Origin of the sequence: Rhodococcus sp. NPDC003318 (assembly GCF_042879035.1) — a bacterium.
Lineage (GTDB): Bacteria > Actinomycetota > Actinomycetes > Mycobacteriales > Mycobacteriaceae > Rhodococcus_G.
In genome coordinates this window covers 1-26,819 of the sequence record NZ_JBIAOU010000012.1, presented here as the reverse complement: position 1 = coordinate 26,819, position 26,819 = coordinate 1, and the positions used below count along the sequence as shown (strand labels likewise).

At 65.9% G+C, this 26,819-nt stretch carries 22 protein-coding genes; 8 read left to right on the top strand and 14 right to left on the bottom strand.

Features of this window, described 5'->3' with window-relative positions:
- Positions 1-200 precede the first annotated feature (200 nt).
- Complete coding sequence (locus ACFYVR_RS18570; protein WP_387475760.1) at positions 201-407, top strand: hypothetical protein; 207 nt, start codon at positions 201-203, stop codon at positions 405-407.
- Between the two features lie 508 nt (positions 408-915).
- Here the strand turns inward: ACFYVR_RS18570 and ACFYVR_RS18565 are convergent.
- The 4 genes from ACFYVR_RS18565 to ACFYVR_RS18550 all read right to left on the bottom strand — a co-directional run bounded on the left by ACFYVR_RS18565 (position 916) and on the right by ACFYVR_RS18550 (position 4,140).
- Complete coding sequence (locus tag ACFYVR_RS18565) at positions 916-2,634, bottom strand: MFS transporter (RefSeq protein ID WP_387475757.1); 1,719 nt, start codon at positions 2,632-2,634, stop codon at positions 916-918.
- Between the two features lie 60 nt (positions 2,635-2,694).
- A complete protein-coding gene (locus tag ACFYVR_RS18560) occupies positions 2,695-2,841 on the bottom strand; it encodes a hypothetical protein (protein ID WP_387475755.1) in 147 nt (48 codons plus the stop codon).
- Positions 2,842-3,378: 537 nt separating this feature from the next.
- The gene (locus ACFYVR_RS18555) at positions 3,379-3,480 is read right to left on the bottom strand and encodes an SHOCT domain-containing protein (protein ID WP_387475754.1); all 102 of its coding nucleotides are present in this window, start codon (positions 3,478-3,480) and stop codon (positions 3,379-3,381) included.
- A gap of 324 nt (positions 3,481-3,804) precedes the next feature.
- Positions 3,805-4,140 (bottom strand): hypothetical protein, encoded by a 336-nt coding sequence (locus tag ACFYVR_RS18550; RefSeq protein WP_387475752.1) that lies wholly within the window; start codon positions 4,138-4,140, stop codon positions 3,805-3,807.
- 162 nt (positions 4,141-4,302) lie between these two features.
- Between ACFYVR_RS18550 and ACFYVR_RS18545 the strand changes: the two genes are divergently transcribed.
- Positions 4,303-5,778: an aldehyde dehydrogenase gene (locus ACFYVR_RS18545; protein WP_387475750.1), complete on the top strand. Its 1,476-nt coding sequence runs from the start codon at positions 4,303-4,305 to the stop codon at positions 5,776-5,778.
- Between the two features lie 70 nt (positions 5,779-5,848).
- On the opposite strand, the gene ACFYVR_RS18540 is transcribed toward ACFYVR_RS18545, so the two are convergent.
- The 5 genes from ACFYVR_RS18540 to ACFYVR_RS18520 all read right to left on the bottom strand — a co-directional run bounded on the left by ACFYVR_RS18540 (position 5,849) and on the right by ACFYVR_RS18520 (position 11,967).
- Entirely contained in the window at positions 5,849-7,294 is a 1,446-nt protein-coding gene (locus ACFYVR_RS18540; protein ID WP_387475748.1) for an NAD-dependent succinate-semialdehyde dehydrogenase, read from the bottom strand.
- Between the two features lie 31 nt (positions 7,295-7,325).
- Positions 7,326-8,543, bottom strand: a complete 1,218-nt coding sequence (locus tag ACFYVR_RS18535; RefSeq protein ID WP_387475746.1) for an ABC transporter substrate-binding protein — start codon at positions 8,541-8,543, stop codon at positions 7,326-7,328.
- A 20-nt stretch (positions 8,544-8,563) separates the two neighbouring features.
- Positions 8,564-9,256, bottom strand: coding sequence for an ABC transporter ATP-binding protein (locus ACFYVR_RS18530; protein ID WP_387475744.1), 693 nt, complete (start codon positions 9,254-9,256; stop codon positions 8,564-8,566).
- Positions 9,253-10,935, bottom strand: a complete 1,683-nt coding sequence (locus tag ACFYVR_RS18525; RefSeq protein WP_387475742.1) for an ATP-binding cassette domain-containing protein — start codon at positions 10,933-10,935, stop codon at positions 9,253-9,255. The genes ACFYVR_RS18530 and ACFYVR_RS18525 overlap by 4 nt, the downstream gene beginning before the upstream one ends.
- 153 nt (positions 10,936-11,088) lie before the next feature.
- Positions 11,089-11,967 (bottom strand): branched-chain amino acid ABC transporter permease, encoded by an 879-nt coding sequence (locus tag ACFYVR_RS18520; protein WP_387475740.1) that lies wholly within the window; start codon positions 11,965-11,967, stop codon positions 11,089-11,091.
- A gap of 141 nt (positions 11,968-12,108) precedes the next feature.
- Here ACFYVR_RS18520 and ACFYVR_RS18515 point away from each other — a divergent pair, with 141 nt between their 5' ends.
- Positions 12,109-12,975 (top strand): SDR family NAD(P)-dependent oxidoreductase, encoded by an 867-nt coding sequence (locus ACFYVR_RS18515; RefSeq protein ID WP_387475737.1) that lies wholly within the window; start codon positions 12,109-12,111, stop codon positions 12,973-12,975.
- Positions 12,903-15,185 carry a BTAD domain-containing putative transcriptional regulator gene (locus ACFYVR_RS18510; protein ID WP_387475735.1) on the top strand — a complete coding sequence of 761 codons (2,283 nt, stop codon included), beginning with the start codon at positions 12,903-12,905 and terminating at the stop codon, positions 15,183-15,185. The genes ACFYVR_RS18515 and ACFYVR_RS18510 overlap by 73 nt, the downstream gene beginning before the upstream one ends.
- Before the next feature lie 75 nt (positions 15,186-15,260).
- Here the strand turns inward: ACFYVR_RS18510 and ACFYVR_RS18505 are convergent, their stop codons facing one another.
- Entirely contained in the window at positions 15,261-16,382 is a 1,122-nt protein-coding gene (locus tag ACFYVR_RS18505; RefSeq protein WP_387475733.1) for an NDMA-dependent alcohol dehydrogenase, read from the bottom strand.
- Positions 16,383-16,457: 75 nt separating this feature from the next.
- Between ACFYVR_RS18505 and ACFYVR_RS18500 the strand changes: the two genes are divergently transcribed.
- Entirely contained in the window at positions 16,458-17,567 is a 1,110-nt protein-coding gene (locus tag ACFYVR_RS18500; protein WP_387475731.1) for an LLM class flavin-dependent oxidoreductase, read from the top strand.
- A 65-nt stretch (positions 17,568-17,632) separates the two neighbouring features.
- On the opposite strand, the gene ACFYVR_RS18495 is transcribed toward ACFYVR_RS18500, so the two are convergent.
- The 4 genes from ACFYVR_RS18495 to ACFYVR_RS18480 are packed head-to-tail and all read right to left on the bottom strand — an operon-like array spanning position 17,633 to position 22,639.
- A complete protein-coding gene (locus ACFYVR_RS18495) occupies positions 17,633-19,438 on the bottom strand; it encodes a flavin-containing monooxygenase (protein WP_387475729.1) in 1,806 nt (601 codons plus the stop codon).
- A gap of 59 nt (positions 19,439-19,497) precedes the next feature.
- Complete coding sequence (locus ACFYVR_RS18490) at positions 19,498-20,454, bottom strand: FkbO/Hyg5 family chorismatase (protein ID WP_387475727.1); 957 nt, start codon at positions 20,452-20,454, stop codon at positions 19,498-19,500.
- Between the two features lie 56 nt (positions 20,455-20,510).
- Positions 20,511-21,728, bottom strand: coding sequence for an acyl-CoA dehydrogenase family protein (locus tag ACFYVR_RS18485; RefSeq protein WP_387475725.1), 1,218 nt, complete (start codon positions 21,726-21,728; stop codon positions 20,511-20,513).
- Positions 21,725-22,639, bottom strand: a complete 915-nt coding sequence (locus tag ACFYVR_RS18480; RefSeq protein WP_387475723.1) for a TIGR03619 family F420-dependent LLM class oxidoreductase — start codon at positions 22,637-22,639, stop codon at positions 21,725-21,727. The genes ACFYVR_RS18485 and ACFYVR_RS18480 overlap by 4 nt, the downstream gene beginning before the upstream one ends.
- 194 nt (positions 22,640-22,833) lie before the next feature.
- Between ACFYVR_RS18480 and ACFYVR_RS18475 the strand changes: the two genes are divergently transcribed.
- From ACFYVR_RS18475 to ACFYVR_RS18465, 3 genes are all read left to right on the top strand, one after another.
- Positions 22,834-23,316 (top strand): AtaL-like protein, encoded by a 483-nt coding sequence (locus ACFYVR_RS18475; protein WP_387475721.1) that lies wholly within the window; start codon positions 22,834-22,836, stop codon positions 23,314-23,316.
- Between the two features lie 17 nt (positions 23,317-23,333).
- Entirely contained in the window at positions 23,334-24,173 is an 840-nt protein-coding gene (locus tag ACFYVR_RS18470; RefSeq protein WP_387475719.1) for an SDR family oxidoreductase, read from the top strand.
- Between the two features lie 35 nt (positions 24,174-24,208).
- Positions 24,209-26,819: AMP-binding protein (locus ACFYVR_RS18465; RefSeq protein WP_387475717.1), on the top strand; the 2,611-nt coding region annotated here is incomplete at its 3' end.

Sequence of the window (26,819 nt, the reverse complement as noted above, 5' to 3'; positions counted from 1 at the left end):
TTTGCGGATTGTTGACATCGACCATGTGCACCTGCCGGGGATGCTCGGTGGTGGTGTGGTCGGTCGCCGTCATCCCCGCCGCCGGTCACCTCGTCATCGCTGGGCCAAGATGGCCACGGGGAGCAGCGGATCCTCAGTGGGATCTCTCGAAGGAACACCTCGACGACGTTCCAACGCGTTCAGCCCGGGATCGACTCACCTTGATCGCCAAGTTCGAGATAGCGGGCCAGGCACCGGGCCACCAGGTGGTCCGCCTCGGCGATTCGTCCGCGCAACGCACTGTCCTTCTCCGGGCGGGCACCATCGGGGCGTTCCGCGGCGGTGCTGTGACCTACCGGATGGGCGGTGATGCCGATCCGCGTTGTGAGGGAAGCGATTTCGATGCTGTCGGCGACGCTCGAAAATGAGGCCTTAACGACGCTCGAAAACGGACAGATTGGCGACACAGCAGCTCGCGATCTGGTGAGATCGGTGCCCGCAGGGGCCGCCGCGTCCGCGCAGGCCCGATGCGGAAGATCATCGATGGCGGGGGAGAGGATGGGGCGGTGACCGATCCCGCTGTTTCGCTAGCCGATCTCGAACACCGAACACGTGTGAAAATCGCCATCGCCGCAGCCGCTGGCGTCGACTCACGCCACGAGATCGACCGAGCCAGCCGAGGCGGCCTGCTGGTACCCCCTCCGGTCCCTGCGCATCATGCGGACAGCGGAACCACGCCGCGGAGACGACGGCGAGCAGCTACGACCGAGTCGTCGCGGCCCGAGAGTCGACAACTCGCAATCTGGTAGATCGAGCACGACAAGAGAGCCATCTCCTTCGGCAGGTCGAACCCGACTCTGCCGGGAGAGGCACTGCCAGACAGCTGTCACGACATTCTCCATCTGTCCATCTGTAACAGTCTGCGCAACAACAGCTTCAGGGTTCCATCCCAGCGCGAAAGCCGGGGATCGCTCCGGCGTCGAACACCGTGATCACGTACCGCCCACCCGGCGGCTGCGCGAGCTCGTAGCATCCGTCCGGGGCGGTGACCGTCGAAGCCACGTACTCGCCGCTCGCCTTGACCAGACTCACCAATGCATCGCGGCACGGGGACCCCGACGTCGTCACCCGGCCGCTCAGCCGCAGGCGCTGCGCGAGCACGATGGACTGCCGGGTGTCGGAGCCGTCGAAGTCGATCACCTGCGATTGCGGCGCCCAGCCGTCGGCGTTGGTGACCACCAGGTACGGTCCGGGAGCGGGCAGCGCCGCCGAGAACTCGCCGGTGTTGTCGGTGCGGCTCCAGTCGACCGGTTCGCCGGTGGTGCGCAACACGGTGACGACGGCGTGCCGGATCGGCCGCAGCCCGGCGTGTAGCACCGATCCGGTGACGACGAGCTTGTCGGGTGCCTGCTCCTCCGCCGCGGTGGCCGGAATCGCTGGGGGCACGGCGCCCGGGGCCGCGGCGGGGCGCGGGATGTACGCGGCGACCGTGGTGGCCGCGAGGGCGGCCAGCGCCGCCATCGCGAAGACGACCTGGAAGGCGCCGAGCGAGGGCAGTTCGTGCCCCGCGACGTCCATCGTGATCGTGGTCAGGATCGCCGAGATCACCGCGCTCGACACTGAGGTGCCCACCGACCGCAGCAGCACGTTGAGCCCGTTCGCGGAGGCGGTCTCGGTGATCGGCACCGAACCCATGATCAGCATCGGCATCGGCATCGTCGCGTAGGCGATGGCCGCCCCGGACATCACGAACATCGTGCCGAGCACGATCAACGACACAGAACCGGTCAGGAAGATCCGGGCCGTGTACGCGGCGGCGAGGACGATCGTGCCGATCACCAGGGTGTATTTGGCGCCGATCCGTCCGATCAGCCGCCCCGCGACCGGGGCGAACACCAGCATCATCAGGCCTGCCGGCATCATGCACAGTCCAGCGACGAGCACCGACAGTCCGTGCCCGTAGCCGGTGGCCTGCGTCATCTCCAGCTGCTGGGTCGTCGACATTGTGTTGGCGTACATGGAGATTCCGACGAGCAGCGCGGCGATGTTGGTCAGGAGCACGGGCCGGCGGGCGGAGGTGCGCAGGTCGACCATGGGCTGATTGACGCGCAGCTCGAACGGGAACCAGATCGCGAACGCGACGACCGCGATCACCAGCGCCAGGACGGTCGGCTCGCTCATCCAGCCCCAGCTGCCGCCCTTCGAGATGGCCAGCAGCAGCGAGTCCAGCGCGATTGACAGCAGCACTGCGCCCCCGATGTCGAAGTGGCCTGGGGTACGGACTTGCGATTCCGGGACGACGGCGAGCACCGCGCCGAACATCGCGACACCGGCGACGGCGGACACCCAGAAGATCGCTTCCCAGCCGAGGTGCTGGTACACGAGTCCGGCCAACGGCAGCCCGAGGGCGGCGCCGATGCCGAGGGTGGCGCTCATCGTCGCGGTCGCGCTGGCCACCTTCTTCTTCGGCAACTCGTCCCGGAGGATGCCGATGCCGACGGGGATCAGCGAGGACGCCAGACCCTGGAGTACACGACCGGTCAGCACGGTGACGAAGGTGCCGCCGACCGCGGCGATCACCGATCCGAGCACCATCGTCGCCAGCGCCACCAGCATCATCCGGCGCTTGCCGAACATGTCCGCGAGCCGGGACACGATCGGGGTGGCGACGGCCGCAGTCAGCAGGGTGGCGGTGACCAGCCAGGTCGCACTCGTTTAATCGATGTGCAGGATGGCGGGGAACTCTGCGAGCAGCGGGACGACGAGCGTCGACTGGAGTGCGACCAGGATGCCGGACAGGCACAGCACGGTGGTGAGCACCCCGGCGGACACCCGGGTCGATGGCGAGGAATGACTGGACAAACGGACCGCTCTTTCGGGATGGGCGCGGTGATCGCGAAGGGTGAATCGACATTCACCCCCTGGTGAGGGAACACCAGTTCGCCCCTCCCGCGCAACTCGGACAATCCGAGCGGTCACCGTTCACACAGGTCAGGTCGCCTTCTCGCCCGTCTTCCTTGCGAACTCACCGACCGATGCCCACGCGCTCGTGTTCGGCTGCGAAGGCGGCGGACTGGGCGGCCCCGAACGCCGCGATCGATTCGGAAACTGCCCTCGCTGATCCGCACCCAACCGGAGTCGCCGGCCGGGACATCGTGTCGTAGCCCGCCAACGCGGACGGCTCCGCCGGGTCGAGGGCGCGGAGGTGGGCAGCTTGCGATCTGGTAGACGTCCCACCCGGAATGCACCAGGCAGGGTTTCGTAACCGCCGTTACCGGTGGGTCGCGAACACGACGTGATCATCGCACCTGATTCGATGTCCACTACTCAGCGGCGCTCTGTCGGGCTGAACTCGCTGCGATCAGTTCAGCGTGTCGAAGGAGTCTGGGCTTCGGCCCACTACATCCGATCGAGAAGATTCCGCTTCTTTGCTTCGAACTCGGCTTCGGTGACGATGCCGGCGTCACGGAGTTCGGCGAGTTTGCGGCTGCTCCATGGCATCGGGCGTCCGGCAGTGCGCTGTCCGTGCAATGGGGCCAGGGGTACTGCGTTTCCTTCACGACGACTTGCCGATGCCCGCCGCCGTGGCGTCGAGCCGGTCCAACCTGTACTTCGGCCGTCGGAGGCCACATGTGGACCTTCATGATTCGGGGCGTCGTGTCGCTGCTGTGCGTGATGGCGATCGACCGGTACCGATCCGTCCGGGCGAGCCGGAAGGCGGACGTGCCCGCCGCGGCCTGATGGTCGCTGCTCTCGCGGGACGGGAGGTGGCCACCCCACGTGGGGTGGCCACCTCCCGTCCGTCTTCGCTTTCGGCTGTGCGGCTCAGGCCGGCTGGTACACGTGCATCACCGCAGGCGTCGTGACGGCGTCCAGTGTCGTTGTCAGTTCGAGCGATCCGTCGGTCATCGCCTTGCCGATCTCGGCGATGGTCCCGGCGACGTCGTTCGCGTCGATCTCGTAGAGGGTGAGGTACCCGTGGGCCGGAGGGGAAGTTCCTTCGAACTGGTCGGAGGCGAACTGGAACCGCCTGGCCGCGTGAACGCCGGGGACGCGGTCGATCAGCTGCGGGATGTGGACCTCGTCGTACCAGTGGTTGAACTCTGCCTCGTCTGCGGGGCTGGTGGGCTGTACGTAGGCGAGAAGTACGGCGTTGCTCATGGTTTCGGCTCCATCGGCTGTGGGTGTCAAGGGTGAGGTGAGTTCTCGGGCGGATGCTCGGCCGGCTGGCGCGATGCTCGTTCAAGGTGTGACTTACGCGACAACGATATGCTATCTATATAGAGAATGTAAACGTTAAACAGTTACTGGTAGGAGAAGACCATGGCGACTGCGCCCGACGCACCCGGCCTGGACCGGGCGGCGTTCTACATCGGCGGAGAGTGGGTTTCACCGCAGGGCAACGACTCCCGGCGAGTGATCGAGGCCGCGACCTCCGAGCCGTTCGCCGTCGCGGCGATGGGGGACGAGGCCGACGTCGAGGCCGCGATCCGGGCCGCGCACACGGCTCGGGAAAGTGGTGTCTGGGCGTCCACGCCTCCCGCCGAGCGATCTGAGGTCCTCTACCGGTTCGCGGAGGCGCTGGAGTCGAGAGCGGAGACCACCAGCACGCTGGCCTCCCGCGAAGTCGGAATGCCGATCGAGCTGTCCAGGGCCTTCAACGGGCAGGCTCCCGCACAACTCCTGCGGCAGTACGCCGACCTCGCCGCGAAGACCGAGTTCGAGGAGATCCGGCCCAGCGCAATGGGTTCGACCATTGTGCGGAAGGAGCCTGTCGGCGTCGTCGGGGTCATCACCCCGTGGAACTATCCGCAGGCCAAGGCACTGATCTCCATCGCACCGGCGCTGGCCGCGGGATGCGCTGTCGTGCTCAAGCATTCGCCCGACGCGGCGCTCGACTCGTATGTGATCGCCGAAGCGGCCGACGAGGCAGGACTGCCGCCGGGCGTGCTCAACGTGGTCCTCGCCGACCGGGAGCCGGCGAGTCTCCTCGTGCGGCATCCACTGGTCGACAAGATCGCGTTCACCGGATCGACCACGAGCGGGGAACGGATCGGGGCCGAGGCGGGCCAACGCTTCAAGCGCGTCACTCTGGAACTCGGCGGCAAGTCCGCGGCGATCGTCCTCGAGGACGCCGATCTGTCCACCTTTGCCGAAGGTGTCGGATTCGCCTCGTTCATGAACAATGGTCAGACGTGCACCGGGCAGGCACGCATTCTCGCGCCTCGCTCGCGATACGACGAGGTGGTGGACGCCCTCGCAGACTGGGCGGGGAGGCAGGTCGTCGGGGATCCGCTGGATCCTTCCGTCACGATCGGACCGATGGCCAACGAGCGCCAACTCGCCCGCGTCCGGGAGTGCATCGACATCGCCCTGGCCGACAACGCGCGACTCGTCCATGGCGGCAAGCGGCCTCAGGGGCTGACGCGGGGGTGGTTCATCGAGCCGACCGTGTTCGCCGATGTCGCGAACACCGATCGCATTGCACGCGAGGAAATCTTTGGTCCGGTCGTGACCGTCATTCCGTACTCCGACGAGGACGAGGCGGTTGCCCTGGCGAACGACAGCGATTTCGGGCTCGCCGGCTCGGTGTGGACGGCCGACGAGGCCCACGGCATCGAGATCGCGCGCCGGGTGCGTACCGGTACCTTCGGAGTCAACTACTATGTCAACGACTTCGACGCGCCGTTCGGCGGTGTCAAGGCCAGTGGGATCGGTCGAGAACTCGGGCCCGAAGGATTCGAGGAGTTCCTTGAGTACAAGTCGATCTACGCCAGCAGTGCGTTCCTGACCAACTGAAGACGCAGCACGAGTGTGCCCCCTCGGAAGAATTCGAGGGGGCACACTCGTGGAGGGCGGATGCGGTGGATCAGAGGGCGATGTATTTGGTGTCGAGGTATTCCTCGATCCCTTCGATCGAGCCCTCCCGTCCGAATCCGGATTCCTTCACTCCGCCGAACGGTGCGGCGACATCGGAGATGGCGCCGCGGTTGACCCCGACCATGCCTGCTTTCAGTGCCCCCGCGACGCGGGTTGCCCTCGCGAGTTCGCGGGTGTAGAAGTAGGCGGCCAAGCCGAATTCGGTGTCATTCGCTGCGTCGACCGCCTGGGTCTCGGTGTCGAAGGAGGTGATCGCGGCGACCGGACCGAAAATCTCCTCGCGCAGAAGGCGGGCGTCCGCGGGAACTCGATCGAGAACGGTCGGCGGGTAGAACGAGCCGCACCCATCAGGGATCCGGCCGCCGGTACGCACCCGGGCGCCTCGGGCGACGGCATCCTGCACGAGTTCGTCGACCGAGGCGCGCTGCGCGACGGTGATCAGCGGGCCCACGTCGGTGCCGTCGTCGAGACCGTGTCCCGTCGTGAGGGCCGCGAATCGTGACGTCAGCTTGTCGGTGAACTCGGCGACCACGCTGTCGGCAACGTGGAAGCGGTTCGCGGCCGTGCAGGCTTCGCCCCCGTTGCGGAGCTTGGCGGCCACCGCGCCGTCGACCGCGGCGTCGACATCGGCGTCGTCGAACACGAGGAACGGGGCGTTGCCGCCCAACTCCATCGACATGCGGAGCAGCCGGTCGGCGGATTGACGGACCAACGTCTTCCCGACGTCGGTCGAACCGGTGAAGGTGATCTTCCGCAGCCTGGGGTCCGACATGAGCGGACCGGTGAGTTCCCGGGCGCTCGTGGTCGGCAGGATCGACAGGACCCCGTGCGGGACTCCGGCGTCAGCGAGAACCTGTCCGAGCATCAGCATGGTCAGCGGTGTTTCGGATGCCGGCTTCACCAGGACGGTGCATCCCGCGGCCAGTGCGGGTCCGATCTTGCGGGTGGCCATGGCCAAAGGGAAGTTCCACGGAGTGACGGCGAGGATCGGACCCACTGCCTCCTTGGTGACGAGGATGTGACCTCCGCCCCGGGGGGCGGTCGATGTCCGCCCCCCGATTCGGACGGCTTCTTCGGCGAACCAGCGAAGGAAGTCGGCGCCGTATCGAACCTCGGATCGCGCCTCCGCCAGGGTCTTGCCCATTTCGAGGGTGATGACGCGGGCGATATCCTCGGCGCGGCTGCCGAGGAGATCGAAGGCGTTGCGAAGTATCTCTGCGCGTTCCTGTGGTGGTGTTGCGGCCCAGTTGGACTGGGCCTGGGCGGCCAGATCGAGTGCGTGGAGTCCGTCGTCGGACGACGCGCTCGCGACGTCGGCTATCGCGCGCCCCGTGGCCGGGTCGTTGACCGGGAAGGTGCGGCCGGTGGACGAGTCGGTGAGTTTGCCGCCTAGCCACAACTGGGTCGGGACACCTGATGGAAGAGTGTGCGTCACACGCGATCCTTGCTGTCGAGGGTTTCGGTGGTCATGAGGTGGCGGGAAGATCGGCGCTGGCGCAGGTTCCGTTCGTGCAGGGCTGGGCCGGAAGGAAGGTCGCGAGTTGATCGGCGCCGATACCGATCCGCTGGTCGGGGCCGAAGACGTAGGTCCCGTTGGCGCCGTCGAAAGGTTCGCCGGACACCAGGGCATCTTTGATCTTGTTCGGGTCGGCCGAATGGGAGTTCTCGGAAGCCTGGTGTACGAGTAGGACCCAATCGAAGGATGTGGCGCCCACCGTGTCGAGTGCGACGAAGTCGTCCTTTCCGCTCGCCTTCCGGAATCGATCGACGAACTCGGCGGTGACACCGGACGGTGAAGCGCCCGGGCTCGTCGACAGGAAGGTCTTTGCCATGGGGCCCGCTGCGAGCGTGTCCTTCATGCCGGCGGGAATCAGGCTGGCGGCGGCCGGGTCCCCGACACCGAGTACTCCGGCCATTCGGGGGTTCCAACCGATCTTGCTCAGGCTCGACATCACTGCGACGAGTGGAGAGCCGTACGACCACACGATGATCGACTTTGCACCCGAATCGCGGAGCTTGTTCAGTTGTGCTGTCACATCCGATGCGGTGGTGGGAAAGCTCTGGGTCACCAACTCGACCTGAGGGTATTTCGCTGCCACGATGGATGCTGTCAGCTCTGCCTGCGCCGTGTTGTAGGCGCTCGAGTCATTGAGCATTGCAACAGGATTGCCGCTCGCTGCGGCGTACTCGAGGAGGGGAATGACGGACGTCTCGCCTGCGGTTCCCGCTCCGGTGCTGAACGCGTACTTGTACCGGTTGCTGTCGCCGACGTCGTTGAGGATGGGGCCGATGCCGCCGGCCGTGCTTGCCGGGACCTCGACCTGGTTCAGAACGTCCTGGACCGCAGGAAAGGCTTCGGTGGTGTAGTAGAGCGCACTGACGTTCTCCTGGGCGAGGGCACGGGTCGCCGCGACGGCAGCGGTGGGTTCACCCTTCGTGTCGCGTTGCACGATCTCGACCTTCGAGCCGGGGTAGTGCTCCGCAATGTAGTCCGCGCCGGCGGTGAGTCCGTCGAGTGAGACCTTCCCGCTACTCGAGAGGGGGCCGGTCAACGATCCGATGAAACCGATCTTAATGGTGGACGCGTCCGAGTCGGACGGGGAATCGCTGCCGCAACCCGCGGCACCACAGACCAGGGCACCGGCAACGCCGATCACCACCAGCTTCTTGGCTGTTGTGAACATCTGAGCAGCTCCTTGACGTGTCAGGACAAATACATTGAGTGGAGAAGGTCGGGAAGATCGCTGTCGGTACCCAACCCCCGGTGCTCGGTGACTCCGTGGCGCAGGACCATCACGTCTGCTTCGAGGGCCTGCGCCACCTCCAGCCGCTGCTCGACCAGCAGCACGGCGAAGCCCGCGTCGCGCAGGTCGGCGATGATGTCGATGGTGCGGTTGACCAGCTTGGGTGACAGACCGTTGGTGGGTTCGTCGAGCATGACGGCCTGTGGCCCGCCCGCCACCGCCCGGGCGATCGCCAGCATCTGCTGTTGGCCTCCGCTCAGCCCGCCGGCCGGGCGCTCGAGATGCGGACGGAGTTCGGGCAGCAGCTCGAGCGGGTCCGCCTTCAGTTCGTGGCGCGCGCGCCGACGAGCGACCTCGATGTTCTCGGCGACGGTCAGGCCGGGAAAGACGTGACGACCCTCCAGCACGTGGCCGAGACCAGCGCCGGCCCTGCCACTGGCGGGCAGGTGGTCCAGCCGTTCGCCAGCCAGGGTCACCCGTCCGGACGCCTTCGTCAGACCTCCGATACCTCGGAGTGCGGACGTCTTGCCCGCGCCGTTCGCGCCGAGGAGCGCGGTACACGTGCCCGCGGGCACGGTAACGGTCAGGTCCGAGACGGCTCGGACGCCGCCGTAGTGGACAGACAGGTTCTCGACAACGAGGTCGATGGTCATGAAACCCCCATGTACGCTGCGCGGACTGCGGCATCGTCGTGCAGTTCGTCCGGCGGCCCCTCCCAGAGGACCTTGCCGAGATCGAGGACGACGATTCGGTCGACGAGGCGACTGACCATGTCGAGGTGATGCTCGACGATGATGGTGGCCACACCGGCGGCCGCGACATCGGACACGACCGCTTCCAGCCCGTCGATCTCCGTGGCGGACAGGCCCGCCGCCGGCTCGTCGAGCAGCAACACGGATGGGCCGGAGGCCAAAGCGGTTGCGATTTCCAGAAATCGGAGCTGGCCGTGACTCAGAGTGCCACCCTCGCGCGTCCGGATGTGGGTGTCCCGGGGGTCCAGACCGCCGAGCTCGAGCAGTGTGAGGGCGCCGCGGCGGCAGGCCTGCATCCGTGACGGGTCGCCGTCGTGGCGGTCGAGTGCCAGCGCGAGGTGTTCCTCGACGCTCATGCCGTCGAAGGTCTTCGGTGTCTGGAAGGTACGAGCGAGTCCGTGTGCGGCGATGGAGGCCGGGCTGTGTCCTCCTATCTCTGTACCTCGTAGTTCGATTCGGCCGTCCGAGGGGGCGTAGTGGCCGCACACCACGTTCAACAGGGTGGTCTTTCCCGATCCGTTCGGCCCGATCAGTCCCAGTACCTCGCCGGTGCGAAGCTGCACGGAGACTCCGTCCAATGCATGGACTCCGCCGAAGCTCTTTCGCAGATCGCTGATCTCGAGGACCGGTGGGCCCACGGTCCTGTTCGGCGCGGTGTACTCGGGGGTCGTCGCGATTGCCTCGACGCCCTTGGGGGCGGGGGCTGAGGTTCTCGTCAGTATTCCCTTGGGGCGCAGCCGCATCAGCAGCAGGAGGAGCAGGCCGTACACGATAACGTTGACGTGGGGGTACTCGTCGAGTTGCAACGGAACGAGGACCAGGATCACGGTGCCGACCACCGGGCCGACCCGCGAACCCGCGCCGCCGAGAATCACCATGACGAGGAAGAGGATGGACAGATTCGGGGAGAAGGCGTCGGGTGCGATGTACGCGGACAAGTAGGCGAAGAGCCCACCACTGAGGGCACCGAGTCCCGATCCGACCGCGAACGCGCTGACCTTGGTCAGATACCCCCGGATGGCGAGGGCAGAGGCGCCGATCGGCTCGTCCCGTACCGCTGCCGTGGCACGCCCGAATCCGGACAGTCGGTACCGGGCGTGCAGCCAGTAGGAGACCGCGGCAACCAGCAGGATCGCGGTGGGTATGAACCACTCCGACTGCACGACCGTGCTGCCGAAACCGTTGAGCGGGTCAATGCCCGCGATTCCGTCGTTACCGCCGGTGATCGTCCGGAACTGGACGATCATGTCGTTGACCACGAGGACCATGCCGAGCGAGACCATCGCCAGGCCGATGATGCCCAAGCGGCCGGCCGGAAGTCCGATCGCCGCGCCAACGACCATGCCGCCAACGAGCGAGACCGGCAGCGCCGCCCACATCGGCCATCCGTGCGTTCCCGCGAGAACGCCGGTGACGTACGCGCCGATGGCGAATGCCGCACCCTGACCCAGCGACAAGGCCCCGGCATACCCGGTGGTGATGTTCAGCCCGAGAGTGGCGACCAGGTAGACGGCGATCAGCTGGAGAACGTACCCGTTGTACGACGACGGGCCCGAGGAGAGCAGAAACAGGAGGCCCACGACCAGGAGTAGAACGCTCTGGGCGGACGGAGAGCCTGCGACAGTGCGGACAGGCCGGGGCAGCGACGCGTATCGGGAGCCGGCGATGGAGCGGGCCGACTCGTAGGCCGCTCGCCAACGGCGCGTGACTTCGGAGAGCTCGAAAACCATGTCTCACACCTCTCGAACGGGAGCACGCCCGAACAGTCCGTGGGGGCGAATGACGTACACGGCCAGGAGCAGGCCGAATACAGCCAGGTTGACGAACAACCCGTCGAAATAGACTGCGGCGGACTGGCTGACCACTCCGACGACAAGTCCTCCGACAAGTGCACCTGCGATGCTCCCCATACCGCCCATGGCGGTGGCCACGAATCCGTAGAACGTGTAGGTCAGGCCCAGTGACGGAGTAACCAACTGGGTGGATGCGACCAGGATTCCTGTCACTGCCGCCACGAGGATCGACAGGGTCATTGCCGTCTGCGAGGCGCGGGCCCGAGAGATGCCGATCGCCTCGGCACCGTCGACGTCCTCGGCCATCGCCCGAATCTCGAGACCGGGCTTGGTTCTTCGGTAGAAGTACATCAACGCCGCCGATACGGCGAGAAGTGCGATCACCGTGGCCACATTGGCCGGGCTGGTGGTGAACCCGAGGACTTCGATTCGCTCGGCACTGATCCCGTGAGTGAAGTTCTTGGACTCACCCGCGTACGGGATGGCAAGGAGTTCCGCGAGGATAACGCTCACCCCGAGTGTCGACAGAATCCACGATGCCGAATGGCCGGACTGCATGAAGGGCCGGACCGCCGCCCATTCCTGGAGCAACCCGACACCGATCATGACGGCGAGCGCGAGGACGTACGCGATCCACACTGGCAGGCCGGCCCCTACAGCGACGAGGATCGCCATCGGCATCAACATCACCATCTGTCCGTGGGCGAAGTTGATAACTCCGGTCGTCGTGAACAGCACGGCGAACGCGACAGCGATCAGGCCGTAGATGGCGCCCTCGGACATGCCGGGCAGGAGGGCGGATTGAACAAAGTCATGCATGGAGCCTCCAGACTGGTTCCCGCTATCTTTTTAATGTGTTGAAACTTAGATATGATTGGAGACACATGTCAACCCTGGATGTGGCGCCTGTGACGAGCGGATTCGACAGGCGGCCCGCACGACGAATCGCGGACCGGCCGAATGTCCGTCGGGAGGCTCCGCCGGAGGAACTGGATGAGTGCGCTTCTCGACGGAAAGTCCGTGGCTATCACCGGTGCCGGCTCGGGCTTGGGCCGGGCATATGCCGTGGCGTGTGCCGCACACGGAGCGAGGGTGACCGTCAACGACGTCGATGCCGATGCGGTGCACGAAACCTGTGAGGCGATCGTGCGATCGGGTGGTGCTGCCACGCCGCATGTTGGATCGGTCGCCTCGTGGGAGGCGGCGCGGGAACTGGTCGTCCTCGCGTCCGGTCGGGGCGGTCTCGACGGGCTGGTGGCCAACGCGGCGATAAACCATCATGAACTGCCATGGCTGGACACCGAGGAAACCATCAGGCGGACAATGGAAGTGAACATCCTCGGCGTTCAGTTCGTAGGCGTGCACGCGATGCGTGCCATGCTCGACGCCGGAGGGTCCGTTGTCACGGTAACGTCGGGCGCCCGATTCGGGATTCCACGGATGAGCACCTACGGAGCATCCAAGGGCGCGGTATCTGCGATGACCTCCTCCTGGGCGATCGACGGTCGGCCGTACGGGATCAGGGTGAACGCGGTCTCGCCGCTCGCACACACCCGAATGTCGGCGGCGGACGACCGTCCGGACCGTCCCGCACTGGCGACGCCCGACCGGATCGCGCCGCTGATCGTCGCACTGCTCGGTGACGGCAGCGCTGGGGTGACGGGGCAGACCTTCCGCTTCGACGGTGACGAGCTGTCGGTCTACAAGGATCCGGGGTTGAGGGTCCTCTCGCCGCGGGCGGACGACGGTGGTCCATGCCCACACGAGGACGCCCTGCTGGACTGCCTGCGCCTGCCTGGCTGGATGCCTCGAGGCGTGACGGCGTGAGCACTATCACTACTAAGATAGTATACATAAACGGGCAAGGAGAACTTTTCGAGCTTCAGACGGGGGTCCAATTGTCGAACGAATCCGCTGGTGTGGGGGTCGAGCATCACACCCTCGCCTGGAACACGATCGGGCGAGGAGCCGATGCGCGAGACACGCAGTGCGACGGTGCACGGACGTCCGCAGGTTTGCGCTTCGGCGTCCTGGGGCCGCTGGAGTTGTGGGCGGGACAGCAGAAGCTTCCGTTGGGCGGACCCCAGCAGCGGGCGATCATCGGCTACCTGCTGATTCACGCCAACCGGGTTGTCGCAACAAGTCAGATCGTCAAGGCGTTGTGGCCCGACGGGGCTCCGTCGACCGCCCGGAAGATGCTGCAGAACAGTGTCTCCAGCCTCCGGGGCGTGTTGTCCGAGCACGGAGGGGGAAGCGAGATCGCCCTCCTGACCCACACGCCCGGTTACCTCCTTCGCACCGGCACGTCCAACCTCGACCTGCTCTGTTTCGAAGAGCTGGTACATGCAGGCTCCACCGCCATCGCCGACGGCGAGTTGGAGACGGGCGCACGTGCGCTGCGCGAGGCGCTCGATCTGTGGCGCGGCTGCCCCCTCGAAGGTCTGCATCCCGGAGCCCGGTGGCCGCAGTTGGCCGCCCTGCGTCAGCGGAGACTGACGGTCTTCGAGGACTATGTCGAGAACGAACTCACGCTCGGCCGGCATCGTGATCACCTTGCAGCGCTCGAACGGTTGGTCGCCGACGATCCGAAACGGGAGCGGGCGGCGCGCCTGCTGATGCTCGCGCTCTACAGGTGCGGACGCCAGGCGGATGCCCTCGCGGTGTACCAGCGTACGCGGTCCGTCCTGATGGACACGATGGGGCTCGAACCGACTCACGAGCTGTGCGAGCTCGAACGTGCCATCCTCGAACATGATTCGGGCCTGCACACAATGCGCGCAGGTCTGCGGAGTCGCGTCGAGCATCCCGATCGGCGTGTCGGCGCGGCGCGGGTCATCCGAGGCGGGCAGCCCGAGCGGCGCAGCGTTAACATTCTGACCATTGCGGTCGACCAACCCGACCGGGTGCCGGGGGACCTGCGGTATGCGGAACTCGTCGAGTTCGTTTCGGATGCCTGCCGGATGATCGGGGACGCGGGTGGTGCGATCCAGTACTGCACGGGTTCGATGGTGCAGGCGGTCTTCGGCGCGTCCGACTGTCCGGGCCTGAACGCTGCCGTGAGGGCCGCCGTCGACCTCGACGAGCGATTCCGGCGCTCGGGGGATGTGTCCGTCAACGTGTCTGTCCGGACGGAGGAGGCGCTGCTCGAGTCGCGCGAGGAGGGACCAGTAGTCTACGGCCCCGCACTGGAGCAGGCCCTGCGGACGCTGCGGACCCTCTCGCCGGGAGAGATCTGGGTGTGTGAGGAGACGAGGATGCGCGGACGCCTCGATGTGCTCGACACCACGACGCGCGGCAGGCCCGCGATCCGGTGGTCGAGGCTGCGGCGACAGGGCGTGAACGCCGTCGAACTGCCGTTCCTGGATCGCGACAACGAGCTGGTGATTCTCGATCAGTACCTCGAGCAGTCGATTGGACGGAACAGGGGGCGCACCGTAACCATTCTGGGTGAGGCGGGGATCGGCAAGTCCCGCTTGGTATCTGAATGGGTGAGTCGCCTGGACTCTCGGGTGGCGCCGCCGGTGATCCTGCGGTCGGCCTTCTCCCGCAGTCGGAGGACCGTGGCGTTGGAGGAGGTCTCGTGCCTGCGGGGCGGCCACGCGACCGTGCTCGAGGACGGCGAGTCAAGCATCGAGCACCTGGTGGCCGATGTGCAGCGGCAGGGGCCGACGGTGCTTGTTATGGAGGATCTCGACCTGTCGGACGCGATGACCCGAGATCTCATGGGGTCGTTGGGAAGAAGTGCGGCCAGGTTGCCGCTGATGACGGTGGCGACGGCCAGGTCGTCGACGCCCGACTGGTCCGGGTACTCGATGGAGAACTTTGCGGCCCTGACTCTGGATCGACTGTCCGACAGTGCGGTCGAGCGTATGTGGACGGCCGTTCTCGGACGGGACGAAGGTCTCGGAACGCTGACGAACGATATGCTGAGGAGAATCGACGGACACCCGGCCTCCGCCCTACGTAGTGCGCGGAGCATCGTGGGCAACGGGGTCCGGTCGGGTGCGGCGCTCGGATCGAGCCGGCGGCTTGCGTGACGGTGTCGCCCGGTCCGGCGGCCGACGAGCGATGCGCGCGGTGCCGGCATGCCGGCACCGCGCGCATCGGCGTTTTCAGTTGTCGTACACGATCAGGCCGCGAATGTTCTTGCCTTCACGCAGATCGGCCACTGCCTGATTGATGTCCTCGAGTGCGTACCGGGTGGTGACAAGCTCGTCCAGCTTGAGCGAACCCCGCATGTAGAGGTCGAGGAGCATTGGAATGTCATTGCGGGGAGCGCACGAGCCGAACAGTGCGCCCTGGAAGCGCTTCCCGGACATGGTCAGGCTCAACAGGTCCAGGCTGATCTCCGTCTGCAGTGCGGGTGCAGCCGACGTACAGACGATCACGCCGCCCTTGCGCACGACGGCCTGCATGCCCTGGATCAGCTTGCCCTCGCCGACACCGACGGTGATCACGGCGCGGTCGGCCAGTCGACCGTTGGTGATGCTGTCGACCAGGGCCAGGGCCTCGTCCGCATCCGCTGCGGTGTGGGTGGCGCCGAACTCGATTGCCTTCTCCCGCTTGAAGGCGACGGGATCCACCGCCACGATCTGCGTGGCGCCCGCGAACTTCGCACCCTGGACGGCGTTCATACCGACACCGCCGACGCCGAACACCACGACGGTGTCGCCGATGCGGGTCTCCGCTGCGTACACCGCCGATCCCCAGCCGGTCGGGACGCCACAGCCGACGAGCGCGGCCTTGTCGAGGGGGATCGCCTTGTCGATCTTGATCACCGAATCGATCGGCGCCACGACGTAGGGGCTGAAGGTTCCGAGGAAGCACATGGCTCCGACGCCCTTGCCGCGCGCGTGAATTCGATGCGAGCCGTCGAGGGAAGTTCCGCCGAGAACACCGGCGCCGAGATCGCACAGATTCTGCTCGCCGGCGACGCACGGGATGCACTTGCCGCAGGCGGGCAGGAACGAGAAGACGACGTGATCGCCCACCTGGAGGTCGGTGACGCCGGGGCCGACCTGTTCGATCACACCCGCGCCCTCGTGACCGCCGATGAGGGGCGCCCAGTCGAGCGGGATGTCGCCCGTGTCGACGTGGTCGTCCGAGTGGCAGATGCCCGTCGCCGCGAGGCGGACCAGGACTTCGCGTTCCTGGGGATCGTCGAGTTCGATCTCCTCCACGCTCCATCCCGAGCTGGTGCCGGGCTCCCAGAGCAGCGCTCCCTTGGTCTTCATGTGCACTCCTTGTTCGAGGGTACTGTGATAGAAATTACTATCATTAAAATGATTACACACGCAAGGGAGTTGCAGATGAGGTTGGGACTTTTCCTGAATCCCGGGCACAACCCCGGCAAGCCGACGGTGGACGCCGTGGCCTGGGATCTCGAGCTGGTTCGATGGGCCGAGGAACTGGGCTACGGCGAGGTGTGGATCGGTGAGCACCTGACGGTTCCGTGGGAGTCGTGCCCCGCTCCGGACCTGTTCATCGCTCAGGCCCTGCGGGAGACCACGCGAATCCGGATCGGGCCGGCATCGCTGAACCTTCCGCTGCACCATCCGGCGCTGGTGGCACACCGCATCGCGTATCTCGACCGCCTCTCGGGTGGACGGCTCAACCTCGGCATCGGTGCGTCGGGTACCGCCACCGACTGGCGACTGTTCGGAATCGACGGTGCTGCAGGCGATCACCGAAAGATGATGTGGGAGTCTCTCGACGCCGTACTACGGCTGTGGACCGATCCGGAACCGTACGAGTGGCAGGGGGAGTTCTGGTCGGTGAACAAGCCCGAGTCCATGTTCGACGGTTTGATGGGCTTCCACATGACGCCGCTGCAGGGTCCGCACCCTCCGATCAGCGTGAGTGGTCTGAGCCCCGAGTCGCCCACGCTGAGGGAGTGCGGCGCGCGAGGATTCGCGCCGCTGACCCTCGCTTTCGGCCTCGAGTATCTCGCCGGCCAGTGGGCCAGTGTCGCCGCCGGTGCGGCATCGGCGGGGAGGGTCGCCAACCGGGATGACTGGGGTATCGTCTGGGACGTCTTCGTCGCGGAAACGGACGACGATGCGATTCGTGCATGTCTGGATGGTGGTCTCGGCGCCTACCTCGACAAGTTCTGGCTCCCGCTGGTGAAGCAGGTGGGTCTCGTCGCCATGTACAAGAGCGATCCCGCAATGTCGGACACCGAGGTGACTGCGGAGTACTTCCTGCGACACTGCGCGCTGGTCGGCTCCGTGGACACCGTGGCCGACAAGATCGCCGCGGCCGTGGACGCAACCGGAGGATTCGGGACGCTGATCCAGATCGGCCACGACCATGCGGCCGACCCCGGACCCATGCGAGCCTCGATGGAGCTGCTCGCCCGTGAAGTCATGCCGCGGGTGAACAAGAACACAGATCGGAAGGAATCGACGATCGTGCTCTGACACAGCGACACGGGCCGGGATCCGCGAGATACTCGCGGATCCCGGCCCGTGTCGTTTCCTGCCGCTCAGCCGTCGTTCGACGTCCGGGGCGCGATTCCCTCTTCGATTGCCTTGATCTGCAATGCCAGCAGGAGCGAGTTCGGTCGGATCAGGTTCAGATTGCCCGCCATGAACCACAAGCTGTCGTAGCCCGAGCGACGCCACACCCCGCTCAGTTCGCCCTCGTCGTCGACACCCCAGACCGGAACACATGCGTCCGCGACGTCGTCGCCGAGGAGCTGCCGAGCAGTCTCGCGCATGTTCCGGAAGCCTGTCGCATAGATGACGATGTCGGCGTCCTGCGCGCTTCCGTCCGTGTACACCACGCCGTCCGGCGTGAAGTGATCGATCTCCACGCCTTGGCGTACGGCGATCCGTCCCTCGATGATCGCTTCGCTGGCACCGACATTCAGGTAGTAGCCTCCGCCGCGACGATGGAACAGCTCCTGGACACTGATGCCTTCCTGATGGGTGCGGAACCCGGCACGTTCGAGAGCGTCGAGAAGGTCTGCATCCCTCCGGTTGATCTCCGGGGTGGCGCCTTCGAGCTGTAGCTGGAACAACACCGGCAGGGGATAGGACGAGGCGAGGAGGTCGGCGTCCTCGGTGTCCGGCCCCCCTTCCTCGTAGACACCGGACAGCTGCACCGCGAGACCGTGCTCGCTACTCATCACGTAGGTCCGCGATCGTTGGACCATCGTGACCTCGGCGCCCTGTTCGACGAGGTCGTGTGCGATGTCGTGCGCACTGTTCGACGCGCCGACCACGACCACACGTTTTCCGGCCGCGTCGATGGAATCGTCGACGCGACTGGAATGAAGGACCTCACCGCCGAAGAGTTCCTCGCCGGGGACGGTGGGCGACCACGGGAGGCTGCTCGTGCCTGTGGCGATCACGAAGTGGGCGGGCCGTAGGTTCCGAATCGTGCCGTCCGCTCTGCGGGCCCGGATTGTCCACCGGCCGTCGTCGTCCCTGCTTCCGGACACGAACTCGGTCGAAGTCCACACGTTGAGTTCCATGACGTCGGCGTAGGTCTTGAGCCAGTCGGCCATCTTGTCTCGAGGGGTGAACACCGGCCAGGTGGGAGGGAAGGGCAGGTAGGGCAGGTGGTTGGCCCACACGGGGTCGTGGAGGACCAACGAGCGATAGCGATTTCGCCAGCTGTCGCCGACGCGGCCGTTGCGTTCGAGTAGAACGTTGGACACTCCCAGCTGGGTTAGACGTGCGGCGAGAGTGAGGCCGCCCTGCCCGGCGCCCAGGATGACCACCTGGGGCTCCCCTCCGGCGACGTCGATCTCCTCGTTCCGCCGGTCCCGCCAGTTCGTCTGCGATCGGTGGGAGCCGTGGTGGACTCCCTTGGGCCGGCGGACACCGTTGGTTTCCTCGTGGCCCTTGAGTTCGGTGACGGAAGTGAGCAGCGTCCACGCCTTCCATTCGCCCTCGGTCGATACCAGCCGGACGACGCCGCGGCCACGGGCGACGCGGGTTTCGAGTTCGAAGGTGCCCTCGATCCACACTCGGCCGGCGGGGCCTTCGACGAGCGTCGCGGGGTGGGTGGGGCAGGGGACGAGGCGTTCGAGGCCGGCGCCGTCACGATTCGCATCGAGGAACTTCGTGATGGTGTCCGGTCCGCCCAGGGACCTCAGGTCCCAACTGAAGGCTAGCCGGTCCCGCCACCACGAATCCGGCGTGAACAGGTCGTCGCCGGCTTCGGTCCCGGGAAGTCCGAGGAGCCGTTCGGCCCGTTCGAGCCACCGCGCGACGATCGTCCGGGGGTCCACGGGTGCCTCGGACTGTGGTTGTGTGTCGACGGACAATGTTGTGTCTGTCATGTCATCTCTCCGGGTGAAGGGTTTGGTTCGATCGGGTGCGGGAGGCGTGCTCGGCGGACTCAGTCCAGTACAACGCCTTCGATCTCGACGAGGAGGTCCGAGCGGCAGATGTCGACATTGAACAGTGCAAGGTCCTTGTCGGAACCGATTACCTCAGTGCAGATGTCGCGGACGGTGTCGACGTCTCGGTCATGGCGGACGTACACCTTCACATTGCGAAGGTCGGTGATGGCTCGCCCGGGGCCGAGGTCGTGCCGGGACAGGTTTTCAGCGCTGATCAAGTGCGTAATGTTGGTAAGCGCCTCGCGGCACTGGCTGGCGACGTCACCCTGGTGAACCGTGCGGTGACCGACGATGCTCGCAGTGCCCGACACGTAGATGTGGCCGGGACCCGAGCCGCCCTCGGGGGGTGAGATGTACGTCGCCCGGGCGAAACTGGGTGAACGGGGGCCGTATCGGTCCGGGTACCGGTAGGCGGGCATCTGCCGGGGATTCTCGATGTTGATGCAGTCCGACCGGTGGCTGGCCAGGAGGCAGAATCCGATGCCACCGCCCAGTGAGCCGATCCCGGTGGCGGCAGGAAGCTGGTCATCGGGAATGGCGAGCCGATCGAACGCCTGCGCCCGACCGCGGCAGAAGTCGCGGTAGATCTCCAGCCCGGCACCGTTGGAGACGTTGATGTCCTCCACGAAGTTCCACATCCGGAACACACGGGTGTAATCCAGATCGCGGGTGAGCCCCAGCGCGGTGACATATGCGTCGCGAACATCGTCGGTGTAGCTGGCCGACTGCTCCACCCTCCCCGCGCAGAAGAAATGCCGGCCGTCGTACGCGTAGGTGACACCGTTGATTTCGCCGTGCGTGATCTCGTGGTCGGTGTACCACACTTCCGAGAACGACTCCGCGGCATCGTTCACCATGTGCACGGTCAGGTCGGGATGGCCGTGGTCGAGATGCGGATCGGCGTGGCGGTCGGCGTAGCGGACCGCGCCGAGCACGTTGCCGGGGCCCGACACGTCCGGACCGGCCGAGAGCGAGGGAACGGGAAGGGACGTTCGGTAGAGGTTTCTGGTCATCGCTGCTCACTCCCCACGCTCTGCGCTGCGGCACCCGCTGCCAACCTGGCCATGCCTTCGTCGGCCATGAGCGGGTTGATGATGCCGTGTCGGCTGGCGACTTCGAGATCACGCCACACTCGCTGTAGCGGATTTCCGCAGGAGAAACTTCCGGCGCCGTTGACGTCGAGCAGTGTCTCGACGGCTGCGCGACACTCGCGTGCGACCACACCGGTGTCCGTCCGGATCCGCATCCGGGTGAACTCGTCCAGCGAGGACCGCCTGGACTCCGCTCGGTCCAGATCGTCCGCCGAACGCAGGGCGTGCATCCAGCTCGAGTCGATCAGATGTGCGGCGCGCCCCAGGGCGAGTTGGATCGTCGCCGAGTTCCGCGCGTCACGGTACTCGCTGTACGCGATCTTCCTGCCGTTGTTCAGCGAATCCGTGACGAGCTCGTACGCATGCTGTGCCAGGCCGAGGAGCGGAGCCGCGATTCCGAGTACGAGTACCGCGCGACGGACGGCCTGATCCTGCCAACCGCTGGGATCTGCGGCAGACGAGAACACCTCGTCGGTGGACGACCGGCTCAGGACGACGGCCCGATGCTCCGGTACGAAAATCTGCTCCGCGACAAGGGTATTGCTTCCTGTGCCGGCCATGCCCACCACATTCCAGGTGTCCCGGACACGAAGATCCTGCATCGGGACGAGCAGCGCGGCATGGCTGTCACCCGGATTCTCCGGCGTGCGTCCGAGAACCGCCCAATCCGCGTGAAGGCACCCCGTGGCGAACCCCCACTGGCCTGAAACCAGGTATCCGCCGTCGGCCCGTTCGACCGACACCCCCGAACCGAGGATCACGCCGCTCAGCACCGCGTCGGGATTCCCGTCGAAGACCTCGGCGCGAGCGCGATCGGGGAAGGCCGAAGCGGTGTACAGGTTTGTGTTCAGCAGGGTCGCGACCCAGGCGGTGGAGCCGCAGCCGCGGCCCAGCTCCGCGCAGACCTGCAGGAAGGACCGTACTCCCAACTCGTATCCGCCGTGCCTGCGCGGGAGGGACAGTCTGAGCAGTCCCGCAGAGCGCAGCGCGTCGAGGTTCGCTTCGGGTAATCGGCGCTCACGTTCGGCGCGTTCGGCATTGACCCGAAGCATCGGCACCAGTTCCCGGGCCCTGGAGACGAGGTCGTCGGTGACGTCGCCGGCGAGATCGTCGGCGATCGATTCGGCAAGTGTCATTGCGTGTGCGCTCCTTTGTCGGCCATGTCGAGCAGGGTGGTAGCGATGTCGATTGCTTCGGTCACGTCGTGCGCGAGCAGGAGCAGTTCGACGAATGCGTGGTTGATTCCGGTCAGCTGCTCGACTTCCTCGAGCGTGTCGACGATGAGAGACGGGGTCGCGCCAGGGGAGGCATCCACTCGCAGAACGACATCGACGGCGTCCGCATCACGTCCTGCTCGCTCCGCTGCGCGTCGAATCGTCGCGAGCATGCCGCAGAGATCGTCCACTCGGGTCCGGTCGGGCAGGCGAATAGTGGGAAGCCAACCGTCTGCACGGCGTCCGACCCGCGCGAGCGCGGCCGGCGAAAACCCTCCGAGATAGATCGGTGGTCCGGATTTCCGCGTCGGCACGAGGTCGAAATGGCTCGGCGGTACCGTCCACAGAGCGCCGGCGTGGCTGGTCGTCCCTTCGCTCCAGACTGCGTCGAGGACGTCGAGCACTTCGTCCAGGCGAGCACCGAGACCGGAGGTGGGGATTCCGAGCGCCGCGAACTCGTCGGGTGACCAGCCACTGCCGAATCCCGGTACCAGGCGCCCGTGACTCAACAGATCAACCGTGGTCAGTGACCTGGCCAGCAGCAGCGGCGGGTACCAGGTTGCGTTCAGCACACTGGTGCCGATGCGCGCCCGCTCGGTGCAGGTTGCCGCCGTTGCCAGAACTGCGAAAGGGTCCAGCACCTTTCGGAACTGGTCCGGAAAAGGACGAGGTGGCGTCCCGCCGAAACCGCGTGTCGGCGCAGCCGGGCACAGTGCTCGATCTCCCACCCAAAAGCTCTCTGCACCTGCCGATTCAACAGTTCTGGCGAAGTGCTCGACGGCGTCGGGAGTGGCCATGTCGCCGTACTGGGGCAAGCTGAATCCCATACGCATGGTCGACGAGTATTGCAGTGCCAGTTGATATCTGGCAATGGAAGAATATTCGGATGGCAATTACCGATCGATGGAGATCTTCCATCGCGACTGGAATCCAATTCTGGCAGCGTCTACACAGGATCTTGGTCCACCATCCGGGTGCGTGCTCCTGTGTCAGGAGCATGCCCACCCCTAACGGCAGGAGGTTACGCATGGCCCTCGTCATCGCCCACACCGTTCCGATCGGAACTCCCGAGGATGCGCGACACGGTCGACTCGACCGCGATCGAATCTGGACTGTCATGCAACAGAAGGCGGCCGACCCGCTCGAGTTCGTACCGATGATCACCGAGTCGAGGGTGGTCGAGCAATACGAGGACGGGTTCCTGCGAGACGTGGTCTTCTTCGGACGCGACCACGTGCTCGAACGTATTCGTCCGCGGGCGGACAAGAACCGCATCCTGTTCGAGGTCATCGACCACCCCCGACTGGAGCTCATCTACAACGAACTCGACGTCGACTCCTCCGGCGGCTTCACCTACACCCTTTCGACACGGTTCACAGAGGGCTTCGTCGCCGGAGTGAAGGAGGACTTCGACGCCCTCGGCAGGACCAGCGACCTGCTGCGGGAGACAGCAGAGGCCTCCGCCAGGACGATCGGCGAGAAGGCTCGCACGCTCGCCGCCACCGCCTGATGGCCGGAACACCTTCGGTGCTCGTCACCGGCGCCAACGGCAACGTGGGAAGCAATCTGGCCCCGAGCCTCGTACGATCCGGCTGCGACGTGCGAGTGCTGGTGCGAGATTCGGCCAGACATCCCTCGGTGGACGGCGCCCACGTGGTCGAGGGCGATCTCGCCGTGCCTTCCTCGTTGCGACCCGCGATGGAGGGGGTGGACAGTGTCTTCCTCCTGCTGACCCTGCTACCGGGTGTCGAGGACTTTGAGTCCATCGTCACCGAGATCGTCACAGCGGGGGTTCGCCACATCGTTCTCCTGTCCTCCGTCACCGTGCTCGGCGACGACCGGAACGTGCTGGGCGAGCTGAACCGCCAGGCGGAGCGCTCCGTCGCGAACTCGGGTGTCGACTACACCTTTCTCCGCGCAGGCGCCTTCCACTCCAATGCCATGGCCTGGGCCGCGAGCATCCGGAACGACGGCGTGGTGCACGACTCCTACGCGGAGTTCGTCAGTGCACCTGTCGATCCCCGGGACGTCGCGGCGGTTGCACGAGAAGCGCTGTTGTCCACGGACCATCGGGGCGAGATCCATACCCTGACGGGGCCTGAGAAGCTCTCGTACCTCGATCAGGCTGCGATCCTTGGTGAAGTTCTGGGCAGGGAGATCACGTTCTGCGAACTCGGCACCGACAAGGCCCGCTCAGCGATGATTCGCAGCGGACGCAGGCCCGAACGCGTCGACTCCCTTCTCCGGATGCAACGAAACAACGACGAATACCTCAACGAGATTCGACCCACGGTGTCGAACATCCTCGGACGCCCCGCAACGTCCTTTCGCCAGTGGGCGCAGGACTTTGCCGGGGTCTTCCGCTGAAGACCGTTTACCTCCGTAGAGACTAGGTGTGGTGGATGCTGCGCACGGAACTGATCAGGCCCGTACACGAGCTACTCGAGGCGAACGCCGTTCGCTTCGGTGACAAGATCGCCTTCAGCGACTTCCGGCGCGAGGTGACGTACGTCGAGCTCGAGGCCCGAACGCGGCGGTTGGCGGGCCGACTCGCAACTGCCGGAGTCGAGTCCGGCGACCGTGTGGCGATTCGCCTCGGAAACCGTGTCGAGGTCATCGAGGCCTACCTGTCGATCGTGAGGGCCGGTGGGGTGGTCGTCCCTCTGGACCCGGCAGCCACCCGCGCCGAACTCGAGTACTGCCTCGGTGACAGCGGCGCCACCCTGGTCATCACCGAGCACGACGGCGAGGTCGTTGTGGTCTCGCCTCGTGGCGACGTGGTCACCGGCTACGAGGCCGCAGCAATGACCGAGCCGGCACAGCCCGCTCGTGACAGCACGGACCTGGACGCGCCTGCATTCATGCTCTACACATCCGGCACGACCGGGTCTCCCAAGGGCGTGGTGTCCACCCAACGCAGCTGCCTGTGGTCCGTCGCCGCTTGCTACGCACCGATTCTCGGATTGTCGGACGACGACAAGGTCCTGTGGCCGGCTCCCCTGTTCCACAGCCTCGCGCACATACTCTGTGTGCTCGGCGTCACCGCGGTCGGTGGAACCGCACACATCGCTTCGGGATTCTCTGCCGAGGCCGTGTCGGAAGCACTTCGGTCCGAGGGGTTCACCTTCCTAGTCGGCGTCCCCACCATGTACCACCATCTCGTTCGACATGCGCGTCGGCACGGGGCCGAGGCGCCCGATCTGCGACTGTGCCTCGTTGCGGGTGCATCGTGTGCGCCGGCTCTGATGGCCGAGTTCCAGGACCTGTTCGGCGTTCCGCTGCTCGACGGCTACGGCAGCACCGAGACCTGTGGTCTCATCACGGTCAACTGGCCCTTCGGGTATCGACCGGAAGGCTCGTGCGGACTGCCGGTCCCGGGACTGAGTGTTCGCGTCGTGGAGCCGGACAACGGTCGTGACGTACCGGCCGGAGCCGAGGGTGAGGTGTGGGTCAGCGGCCCGAGCCTCATGGTCGGTTATCACAACCAGCCGGACCTGACGACGGCCGCGCTGCCGGACGGGTGGTATCGGACCGGTGACCTCGCGCGGCGGGACGAGACCGGCTACCTGTTCATCACCGGACGTATCAAGGAACTGATCATCAGCGGTGGCGAGAACATTTCTCCGCGCGTGATCGAGGAGGTGTTCCTGCCGCTGACCTGTGTGAAGGACGTCGGTGTCACCGGCGTGCCGGATGAGGCGCTCGGTGAGATCCCGGCGGTCTTCGTCGTGCCGAGCGCCGACGGGTTCGATACCGACGAGCTACTGGCCGCGTGCCGCGCCCGTCTGCACGTACCGGTGAAGATCTTCGAAACCGAGTCGATTCCGCGCACCTCCTCCGGGAAGGTGGTCCGCCGAGCACTGCTCGACCGGCCCGCAGCGCTGCGCGCCTCCACCGACATCGCGGAGCTCGTCGACGACGTCGTCGAACCGGAATGGTCACCATCGGTGTCCGGCCCTCTCCACTCTGCCGCCGACATCGCCGACGTTGTCCACGTCGTCCTGTCGGACATCGTGGGCGATCACCCCACGCGAGCCGATAACCATGCGACGTTCAAGGAACTCGGCCTCACCTCGCTGACGGCCGTCCAGTTCTGCCGACGACTCTCGCACGTTCTCGGCCGAGAACTGTCCACGACGTTGGCATTCGATCACCCAACGCCGACTGCGCTCGTTCGCCACCTCCACGCAGAACTCAACGGGAAGGTGGAGGTGTCACCCGAGACCTCCACGCGAGCGATCGAACCGGATGAGCCCGTCGCGATCGTCTCGATGGCCTGCCGGTACCCGGGTGGAGTGTCGTCACCGGACGACCTCTGGCGGCTCGTCCGAGACGAAGGCGACGTCGTCACAGAGCAACCTTCGGACCGTGGTTGGGACGTCGACGGGCATCGCGGTGGGTTCCTCGATGATGTCGCCGGGTTCGATGCGGGGTTATTCGGGATCTCGCCGCGTGAGGCGTTGGTGATGGATCCGCAGCAGCGGCTGTTGTTGGAGTCGACGTGGGAGTTGCTCGAGCGGGCGGGGATCGGTCCGGATTCGTTGCGGGGCAGCAGCACCGGGGTGTTCGTCGGGGCCATGCACCAGGACTACGCCCGCGACCCCGGTCCGGCGGGAGCCGGCGCGGAGGGATATCTCGTCACGGGTAACGCGGGCAGTGTGATCTCGGGTCGGATTTCGTATGTGTTCGGTTTCGAGGGTCCTGCGGTGACGGTGGATACGGCGTGTTCGTCGTCGTTGGTGGCGTTGCACATGGCGGTGCAGGCGTTGCGGTCGGGTGAGTGTGATCTGGCGGTCGCCGGCGGTGTCACCGTGATGACCTCCCCCGACGTCTTCACAAACTTCGGCAAACAGGGTGCGTTGTCTGCGGATGGTCGGTGCAAGGCGTTTGCGGAGGGTGCCGACGGGACCGGGTGGTCCGAGGGTGTGGGGTTGTTGTTGGTGGAACGGTTGTCGGATGCGCGGCGTCGTGGCCATCGGGTGTTGGCGGTGGTCCGGGGTTCGGCGGTGAATC

What these genes read in the sequence shown, in the direction of transcription:
- ACFYVR_RS18555 (WP_387475754.1), bottom strand. Translation starts at nt 3,480, where the DNA reads ATGCCATGGAGCAGCCGCAAACTCGCCGAACTCCGTGACGCCGGCATC.
- ACFYVR_RS18550 (WP_387475752.1), bottom strand. Translation starts at nt 4,140, where the DNA reads ATGAGCAACGCCGTACTTCTCGCCTACGTACAGCCCACCAGCCCCGCA.
- ACFYVR_RS18545 (WP_387475750.1), top strand. Translation starts at nt 4,303, where the DNA reads ATGGCGACTGCGCCCGACGCACCCGGCCTGGACCGGGCGGCGTTCTAC.
- ACFYVR_RS18535 (WP_387475746.1), bottom strand. Translation starts at nt 8,543, where the DNA reads ATGTTCACAACAGCCAAGAAGCTGGTGGTGATCGGCGTTGCCGGTGCC.
- ACFYVR_RS18530 (WP_387475744.1), bottom strand. Translation starts at nt 9,256, where the DNA reads ATGACCATCGACCTCGTTGTCGAGAACCTGTCTGTCCACTACGGCGGC.
- ACFYVR_RS18520 (WP_387475740.1), bottom strand. Translation starts at nt 11,967, where the DNA reads ATGCATGACTTTGTTCAATCCGCCCTCCTGCCCGGCATGTCCGAGGGC.
- ACFYVR_RS18515 (WP_387475737.1), top strand. Translation starts at nt 12,109, where the DNA reads ATGTCCGTCGGGAGGCTCCGCCGGAGGAACTGGATGAGTGCGCTTCTC.
- ACFYVR_RS18510 (WP_387475735.1), top strand. Translation starts at nt 12,903, where the DNA reads ATGCCCACACGAGGACGCCCTGCTGGACTGCCTGCGCCTGCCTGGCTG.
- ACFYVR_RS18505 (WP_387475733.1), bottom strand. Translation starts at nt 16,382, where the DNA reads ATGAAGACCAAGGGAGCGCTGCTCTGGGAGCCCGGCACCAGCTCGGGA.
- ACFYVR_RS18500 (WP_387475731.1), top strand. Translation starts at nt 16,458, where the DNA reads ATGAGGTTGGGACTTTTCCTGAATCCCGGGCACAACCCCGGCAAGCCG.
- ACFYVR_RS18495 (WP_387475729.1), bottom strand. Translation starts at nt 19,438, where the DNA reads ATGACAGACACAACATTGTCCGTCGACACACAACCACAGTCCGAGGCA.
- ACFYVR_RS18485 (WP_387475725.1), bottom strand. Translation starts at nt 21,728, where the DNA reads ATGACACTTGCCGAATCGATCGCCGACGATCTCGCCGGCGACGTCACC.
- ACFYVR_RS18480 (WP_387475723.1), bottom strand. Translation starts at nt 22,639, where the DNA reads ATGCGTATGGGATTCAGCTTGCCCCAGTACGGCGACATGGCCACTCCC.
- ACFYVR_RS18475 (WP_387475721.1), top strand. Translation starts at nt 22,834, where the DNA reads ATGGCCCTCGTCATCGCCCACACCGTTCCGATCGGAACTCCCGAGGAT.